9 protein-coding genes are annotated in these 7,391 nt (G+C 70.7%); 3 read left to right on the top strand and 6 right to left on the bottom strand.

What is annotated here, in order from left to right; translation table 11 throughout:
• The 3 genes from ASG29_RS17545 to pgsA form a co-directional block, all read right to left on the bottom strand.
• Positions 1-298, bottom strand: a 298-nt coding sequence (locus ASG29_RS17545) for a molybdenum cofactor biosynthesis protein MoaE (RefSeq protein ID WP_235532871.1), incomplete at its 3' end; no start/stop codon positions are given.
• Complete coding sequence (moaD, locus tag ASG29_RS10875; RefSeq protein ID WP_055983631.1) at positions 295-546, bottom strand: molybdopterin converting factor subunit 1; 252 nt, start codon at positions 544-546, stop codon at positions 295-297. The genes ASG29_RS17545 and moaD, both read right to left, overlap by 4 nt.
• A 5-nt stretch (positions 547-551) precedes the next feature.
• Positions 552-1,118, bottom strand: a complete 567-nt coding sequence (pgsA, locus tag ASG29_RS10870) for a CDP-diacylglycerol--glycerol-3-phosphate 3-phosphatidyltransferase (protein WP_055983629.1) — start codon at positions 1,116-1,118, stop codon at positions 552-554.
• A gap of 129 nt (positions 1,119-1,247) precedes the next feature.
• Here pgsA and ASG29_RS10865 point away from each other — a divergent pair, with 129 nt between their 5' ends.
• The gene (locus ASG29_RS10865) at positions 1,248-2,609 is read left to right on the top strand and encodes an MFS transporter (RefSeq protein ID WP_055983627.1); all 1,362 of its coding nucleotides are present in this window, start codon (positions 1,248-1,250) and stop codon (positions 2,607-2,609) included.
• Here ASG29_RS10865 and ASG29_RS17210 read toward each other — a convergent pair.
• Positions 2,562-2,726, bottom strand: a complete 165-nt coding sequence (locus ASG29_RS17210) for a hypothetical protein (protein ID WP_200932430.1) — start codon at positions 2,724-2,726, stop codon at positions 2,562-2,564. The genes ASG29_RS10865 and ASG29_RS17210 overlap by 48 nt on opposite strands.
• 92 nt (positions 2,727-2,818) lie before the next feature.
• Between ASG29_RS17210 and ASG29_RS10860 the strand changes: the two genes are divergently transcribed.
• Positions 2,819-3,343, top strand: a complete 525-nt coding sequence (locus ASG29_RS10860; protein WP_055985464.1) for a gamma carbonic anhydrase family protein — start codon at positions 2,819-2,821, stop codon at positions 3,341-3,343.
• Positions 3,344-3,457: 114 nt separating this feature from the next.
• Positions 3,458-4,423, top strand: coding sequence for an NAD(P)H-dependent flavin oxidoreductase (locus tag ASG29_RS10855; protein WP_055983625.1), 966 nt, complete (start codon positions 3,458-3,460; stop codon positions 4,421-4,423).
• A 37-nt stretch (positions 4,424-4,460) separates the two neighbouring features.
• Here the strand turns inward: ASG29_RS10855 and ASG29_RS10850 are convergent, their stop codons facing one another.
• Both ASG29_RS10850 and ASG29_RS10845 read right to left on the bottom strand, forming a co-directional pair.
• Positions 4,461-6,038, bottom strand: a complete 1,578-nt coding sequence (locus ASG29_RS10850) for an ATP-binding cassette domain-containing protein (RefSeq protein ID WP_055983623.1) — start codon at positions 6,036-6,038, stop codon at positions 4,461-4,463.
• A 337-nt stretch (positions 6,039-6,375) separates the two neighbouring features.
• On the bottom strand, positions 6,376-7,377 hold the full coding sequence (locus ASG29_RS10845; RefSeq protein WP_055985462.1) for a glycoside hydrolase family 3 N-terminal domain-containing protein: 1,002 nt from the start codon (positions 7,375-7,377) through the stop codon (positions 6,376-6,378).
• Positions 7,378-7,391 lie beyond the last annotated feature (14 nt).

The following is a 7,391-nucleotide window of genomic DNA, read 5'->3' as shown; positions in this document are numbered from 1 at the left end:
GCGCGGACGCGGCGCCGACGAACACGATCCGCTCCCCCGGACGCATCGGTCCGACGCGATGCACGACCGTCGCGGCCGCCAGCGACCAGCGCGCGACCGCCGCCGCCGCCAGCCGTTCCAGCGCCGCCTCCGTCGCACCGGGATAATGTTCCAGTTCCAGCGCGGCGACGTCGCCCTTCCCCTCCACCACGTCGGCACGGACCAGGCCGGTGAAGGTCGCGACCGCACCGCCGCGTTCCAGCCGCTCCATCTCCCCCCCGACGTCGATCGGTGCGGGTCCGACGACGACGCGGATCATCCGCCGGTGACCGGGGGGAAGATCGCGACCTCGCGCGCGCCGGCGACGACATGGTCCAGCGCGACGAAATCCTGGTCCACGGCGGCGCGCAGGCGCGCCGGTTCGGCGAAGGCGGCGGCGTGACCGTCGCTGCGCGCGGCGAGCCACGTCACGAGGTCCGCGACCGTGCGCACGTCCGCGGGCGGGGTCACCATCTCCTCCCCCATCCCGATCCGTTCGCGCACCCAGGCGAAATACAGCACCCGCATCGCGCTCAATCCATGTGCTTCAGGCCGGCGCGCAGATAGTCCCACCCCGTGACCATGGTCAGCGCGGCGGCGCCCCACAGGCAGGCGAGGCCCGTGACCTTCACGAACAGGACGCCGGGCAATGCGCCCGCCAGGATCAGCGCGCCGAACGCGATCAGTTGCAGCGTCGTCTTCCACTTCGCCAGTTTCGATACCGGCAGCGACACCTGCAACCCCGCCAGGAATTCGCGCAAGCCGCTGACCGCGATCTCGCGCAGCAGGATGATGAGCGCGGCGATGATGTGGACGCCGGTGATGATCGCGCTGTCCTCGTGCCGCGTGCCGACCAGCATCAGGATCACGGCCGCGATCATGATCTTGTCCGCGATCGGATCCAGGAACTGGCCCAGTTTCGACACCGTGCCGCGCGCCCGCGCGACATAGCCGTCGAAATAGTCGGTCAGCCCCATCAGGCAGTACAGCGCGAAGGCGAGCGCGAACCCCGCCTCCCACCGCGGCCACCACAGCAATGCCACCAGCAGCGGGACCGCGACGATGCGCGACAGGGTGAGGAGGTTGGGAAGCGACAGCATGGCTGCGGGAACACGTGGCCCGCCCCGCGCGCCAGCGCAAGCCGCGCGGGGTGCGAAATCGGCGGTTGGTTCGCGGCGGTACAACGGTTATGCCGCCCGACAACGGAAACGAGGGTCTGCGTCCGCGTCATGATTAATGCCCTCGGGCTCCTGAAGCGTCGCCGCTTCCTGCCGCTGTTCGCCACCCAGTTCGTCGGCGCCTTCAACGACAATCTGTTCAAGACCGCGATGGTCCTGTTCGCCACCTACGAAATCTTCGCCGACGAGGCGCAGGAAAGCTTCTTCAACGCGCTGACCGCGGGGCTCTTCATCCTGCCGTTCTTCCTGCTGTCCGCGCTGGCGGGGCAGCTGGCCGACACGGTGGACAAGACGCGGATCATCCGGATCGTGAAGACCGCGGAGATCGCGATCATGGCAGTGGGCACCGCCGGGCTGATGCTGGCGCGCACGGGCCAGGTGAAGCTGCCGCTGGCGCTGATGCTGCTCGCGATCGTCGGGCTGGGCGTCCATTCCACGTTCTTCGGACCCATCAAATACGCGATCCTGCCGCAGCACCTGGACGAGGACGACGTGCTGGGCGGCACGGGACTGGTGGAGGCGGGGACGTACCTGTCGATCCTGCTGGGCACGATCGTGGCGGGATTCGTCTATCATTCCACCGCGGTCGTCGCGGGCCTGACGCTGACGGTGGCGGTGATCGGCTGGTTCACCGCGCGCGCGATCCCGCCCGCCCCGCGACTGGGCCCGCCGCTGAAGCTGGACCTGAACCCGTTCCGGTCGTCGTGGAAACTGGTGGCGGGGACGATGCACATCCCGCGGCTGTTCCTCGCCATCTGCGCGATCAGCTTCTTCTGGACGATCGGCAGCGTGCTCATCATCGTCTTCCCCCCGCTGGTGAAGAACGTGCTGACGGCGGACGCCAGCGTCGCCAGCCTCGTGCTGGCGGTGTTCTCCGTCGGCGTCGCGATCGGATCGGTCGTCATCAACCTGCTGCTCAAGGGGCATATCTCCGCCCGCTTCTCGCCCGCGTCGGTGATCGCGATGGGCGCGGCGGTGCTGGCGTTCTGGGCGGTGATCGGGCTGTGGACGCCCGCGCCCGCGGGACAAATGTACGACATCGCCGCGTTCGTCGCGCAGCCGGTCGCGCCGCTGGTCCTGGCCGCGTTGCTGGGCGTCGCGATCTTCGGCGGGATGTTCGTCGTGCCCCTGTACGCCTTCCTGACCACGACGGTGCCCAAGGACCAGACCGCGCGCACCGTGGCGGCGAACAATGTCGTCAACGCGGGTGCGATGACGATCGGGTCGCTGGCGGTGGCGGTGATGTCGGGGCTGGGCGTGACGGCGGGGCAGCTATTGCTGCTGGTGGTGGGGATGTGCGGCGTGTCGGCGTGGATCGCGCAGAAGCTGCACCGCGCCTGCGACCACCCCTTGTGCCGCGAGGGATCAGGCGATCATCGTGTAGAAGCAGGTGAAGAACGCCCCGAAGCTTAGCAGGAACAGCTTCAGGTCGTCGTCGCTCCTCTTCACGGCGGCGGCGGGCGGGGGCGGCAGCGCGCGACGGAAGGGGTGGCGGGCGGCTTCGTTGGTGGTGACGAGTCGTCTGGTCATGGCGAAACCTTAACGCGCCGTTAGGACTTTGGCTTCGCGCCGTTTGGGTTAGGATGCGCCCCGTTTCGGGACGCGCGGGAAAGGACATCGCCATGCCGCTCTACAGCTTTCGCGGGCAACGCCCGACGCGCCACGACACCGCCTGGGTCGCGCCCAGCGCCGACGTGATCGGGGACGTGGTGCTGCACGAGGACGTCAGCATCTGGTTCGGCGCGGTCGTGCGCGGCGACAACAACACGATCCCGATCGGCGCGCGCAGCAATGTGCAGGAAGGCGCGATGCTGCATTCCGACCACGACGCGCCGCTGTCGGTGGGCGAGGATTGCACGATCGGGCACCACGCCATCCTGCACGGCTGCACGATCGGCGACCGCGTGCTGATCGGCATGGGCGCGACCGTCCTGAACCATGCCGTCATCGGCGACGATTGCATCGTCGGCGCCAACGCGCTGGTGACCGAGGGCAAGACGTTCCCGCCGGGCAGCCTGATCGTGGGCGCGCCCGCGAAGGCGGTGCGGCAGCTGGACGCGCAGACGATCGCGTTCCTGAAGGTCTCGGCGGCGCATTACGTGCAGAACGGCCGCGACGCGGCGGCGACGCTGGAACGGGTGGAATAAGCGCCCATCCGGTACGCCGCCTCGCGACGGCGGAACGCTCCCGGCGTCGCGGGGACCTATGGGAGCGCGACGAAGCGGCTGGACAGCAGCGGCACACCCGGCATAACCGGTGTTATGGCTGTTCCCACGATCCTCTCCCGCCTGCGGCTCCCCGTCATCGGCTCGCCGCTGTTCATCATCTCCGGTCCCGACCTGGTGATCGCGCAATGCAAGGCGGGCATCGTCGGCTCGTTCCCCGCGCTGAACGCGCGGCCGCAGGCGTTGCTGGACGAATGGCTGCACCGGATCACCGAGGAACTGGCGGCGCACAACCGCGACAACCCCGATCGCCCGGCGGCGCCGTTCGCGGTGAACCAGATCGTCCACAAGTCGAACGACCGGCTGGAGGCCGATCTGGCGACGTGCGAGAAATGGCAGGTGCCGATCACGATCACGTCGCTGGGCGCGCGCGAGGAATTGAACCAGGCGGTGCACGGCTGGGGCGGGATCACGCTGCACGACGTCATCGACGATCGCTTCGCGCGCAAGGCGGTGGAAAAGGGCGCGGACGGGTTGATCGCGGTCGCGGCGGGCGCGGGCGGGCATGCGGGGCGCCTGTCGCCCTTCGCGCTGGTGTCCGAAATCCGGCAATGGTTCGACGGCCCGCTGGCGCTGTCGGGCTCGATCGCGACCGGCGACGCGGTGCTGGCGGCGCAGGCGATGGGGGCGGACTTCGCCTATATCGGCTCCCCCTTCATCGCCACGGACGAGGCGAATGCGGACGAGCGCTACAAGCAGGGCATCGTGGAGGGTCGCGCGTCGGACATCGTCTATTCCAACCTCTTCACCGGGGTGCACGGCAATTACCTGCGCGGATCGATCGTGGCGGCGGGACTGGACCCCGACAATCTCCCCGAAGGCAATTTGAAGACGATGGACTTCGGCGGCGGCGGCAACGACCAGCCCAAGGCGAAGGCGTGGCGCGACATCTGGGGGTCGGGCCAGGGCATCGGCGCGGTGACCGAGGTGGAAACCGTCGCGGCGCGGGTGGACCGGATGGAACGGGAATATCGCGGCGCGAAGGCGCGGTTGGCGGCGTAGGCGGGCGGGCGCCTCCGCTGCCTGCCCGGCGGACGCCCTAGACGGCGATCCGCCGCGTCACGCCGATCGCGTCGAGGAACGCCGCGTCGTGGCTGACGACCAGCAGCGCGCCGTCGAAGTCGCGCAGCGCGGCTTCCAGGATGTCGGTCGATTCCATGTCGAGATGGTTGGTCGGCTCGTCGAGCAACAGCAGCCACGGCATCGCCCCGCCCAGCACCGCCGCCAGCGCGGCGCGGAGGCGTTCGCCGCCCGACAGCGTCGCGACGAGGCGGTCGGCGGCGCGATTGCGGAAGGCGAAGCGGGCGCAGGCGGCGTGCGCCTCCTGCGTGTCGAACGCGGGGTTCAGGCGGCGGACGTTGTCCAGCACGCTCGCCGCCGGGTCCAGCAGCGACAGGTGCTGGTCGAGGAACGCGACCCGCCCCTCCGCGCGCCGGACGCTGCCCGACGCGGGCGCGGCGAGCCCGGCGGCGAGGCGGAGCAGGCTGGTCTTCCCCGCGCCGTTGCGGCCCGCGATCGCGATCCGTTCGGGACCGCACAGGTCCAGCGACCAGGGGCCGATCATACGGTCCCCCACCGCCACGGTCGCGCGGTCGAGCGTCAGGACGCGCGCATGGGGCGGCAGGCCGGTGGGGGGCAGCGCGATGCTCAACGGCGTCACGATCTCCACCGCCGCGCGGGCCGCGTCCGCGGCCGCGGCCGCATTGCCCGCCTGACGGGCGGCGAGGACATTGTCCCTTCCCGCGCTGTTCTCGGCGCGCTGGCGCATCCCGCCGAGCAGGATCCTGGGCGCGCTGCCCGAGGCGGCGAAGGCGCGGCCGGTGCGGTCGCGGCGATCGCGGCGTTCCTGCTGCCGCCGTGCGGCGCGGGCGGCGGCGTCCACCGCCCCTTCGGCCTGCGCCAGCGTATCGGCGGCGCGGGCGCGGGCCGCATCGCGGGCGGCGACATGCGCGGACCAGCCGCCCCCGGTGATCGTCACGCCGACGGGCGTCAGCTCGACGATCCGGTCCATGCCCTCCAGCAGCAGGCGGTCGTGGCTGGCGACCAGCACGCCGCCGGGCCAGCGCGCGATCGCGGCGGCGACCAGCGCGCGGCCTGCGGCGTCGAGGTCGTTGGTCGGCTCGTCCAGCAGCAGCAGGTCGGGCGCCTCCAGCAGCAGCCGCGCGAGCGCGACGCGCATCCGTTCCCCGCCCGACAGCGTGGCGACCGCGCGGTCGAGCGGGACGGCGAGATCGACGTCGGCGAACGCGGTCTCGATCCGCTCCTCCAGCGTCCAGTCCGCGGCGGCGAGGTCGTCCGCATCGCCCTCCCCCGCGACGATGCGCGAGATGCGCGCGACGTCGTTGGCGACGCCCAGCGCCTGCGCCACGGTCTGTCGCGGGTCGAGCGTCTGCGCGAGCGTGCCGATACGGGCGGTGCGGGTGACGATCCCCGCGGCGGGGGCCGAAGTACCGGCGGCGATCCGCAGCAACGTAGACTTGCCCGCGCCGTTGCGCCCGACGATGCCGACCCGCTCCGCCCCGACGGCAAAGGTCACGTCGGCGAAAAGCGCGCGGCCGTCAGGCGTGGCGGCGGCGACGGAATCGAGGGTGAGGAAAGCGGTGGGGGAAGCGGGCATGGGACACCATCGGGAACGGGGAGGCAGGGCGGGTGGCGCTGGTCCGGTCGTTCATGATGGCGGTCCTTCCTGTCTCTTTTCCCATCCCCGTTCGGCCTGAGCGTCGTCGAAGGCCACGCGCCGGCGCTTGTGCTTCGACTTCGCTCAGCACGAACGAGGTGAAGAGTGACTGTAACACATACGTTCGGCCTGAGCGAAGTCGAAGGACATGCGCTGGCGCATATGCTTCGACTACGCTCGGCACGAACGGGGGTGAGTTGGACTGCCTTGGCACGGACCGCCGCTTATTGTCGGCGCGTCCCGGTATGTCAGCACCGCCCCGGCGGATGCGACAGGGTCAGGCCAGCGCCAGCAGCGCGTCCCGCTTCGCCGTCAGCGCGGCCATGTCGCCCGTCGGTGCGCCGACGCTGGCCATCGCGACGTCGAGCCGTTCGCGCGCGCGCGGCGCGATCTCGCCCAGCCGGTCCGCGATCGCGACCATCTCGTCCATCCGCGCCCAGCAATCGAGCACGAGGTCGCAGCCCGCCGCGATGGCCCCCGCCGCCTTGTCCGCGGCGGTACCCGACAACGCCTTCATGTCGATGTCGTCGGTCATCAACAGGCCGTCGAAGCCGATGAGGCCGCGGATGACCTCCGCGATCACGATCGGGGACAGGGTCGCGGGGCGGTCCGGGTCCCAGGCCTCGAACACGATGTGGCTGGTCATGCCCATCGCGGCATGGGCGAGGCGGCGGAAGGGTTCGAGGTCCTCCTCCAGTTCCGCGGCGGAAGCCGTGACCGTGGGGAGCAGATGGTGCGAATCGACGATCGCGCGGCCGTGGCCGGGCATGTGCTTGACGACGCCGACGACCCCGCCCGCGGCGAGGCCCTCCAGCGTGGCACGGCCCATCGCGGACACGCGCATCGGTTCGTGGCCGTAGGCCCGGCAGGCGATCGCCTCCGTCGTGCCGTCGCGCGCCACGTCGAGGATCGGGGCGCAATCGACCGTGATCCCCGCCTCCGCCAGCATCAGGCCCAGCGCATGGCCGTTGGCGCGCGCCGCCTCGATCCCGGACATGGGGGCGATTTCGTACAGGTGGTCGAAATCGGGACCAGCGGGGAAGGCGGGCCATTCGGGCGGCTTCATCCGCGACACGCGGCCGCCCTCCTGGTCGATCAGGATCGCGACGTCGTCGCGGCCTTCCAGGTCGCGCAGGGAATCGGTCAGCGCGCGCAGCTGCGCACGGTCGACGACGTTGCGGCCGAACAGGATGTAGCCGGCGGGTTGCGCGCGGGCGAAGAAGGCGCGTTCCTCGGGGGTCAGCACGGGGCCGGACAGGCCGAAGATGACGGGTTTCATCGCGCCGGTGTAAC

Origin of the sequence: Sphingomonas sp. Leaf412 (assembly GCF_001425405.1) — a bacterium.
In the GTDB taxonomy this organism is placed as follows: Bacteria; Pseudomonadota; Alphaproteobacteria; order Sphingomonadales; family Sphingomonadaceae; genus Sphingomonas.
The sequence above is the reverse complement of the archived record's forward strand: the minus strand, read 5'-3'. Positions and strand labels throughout refer to the sequence as shown.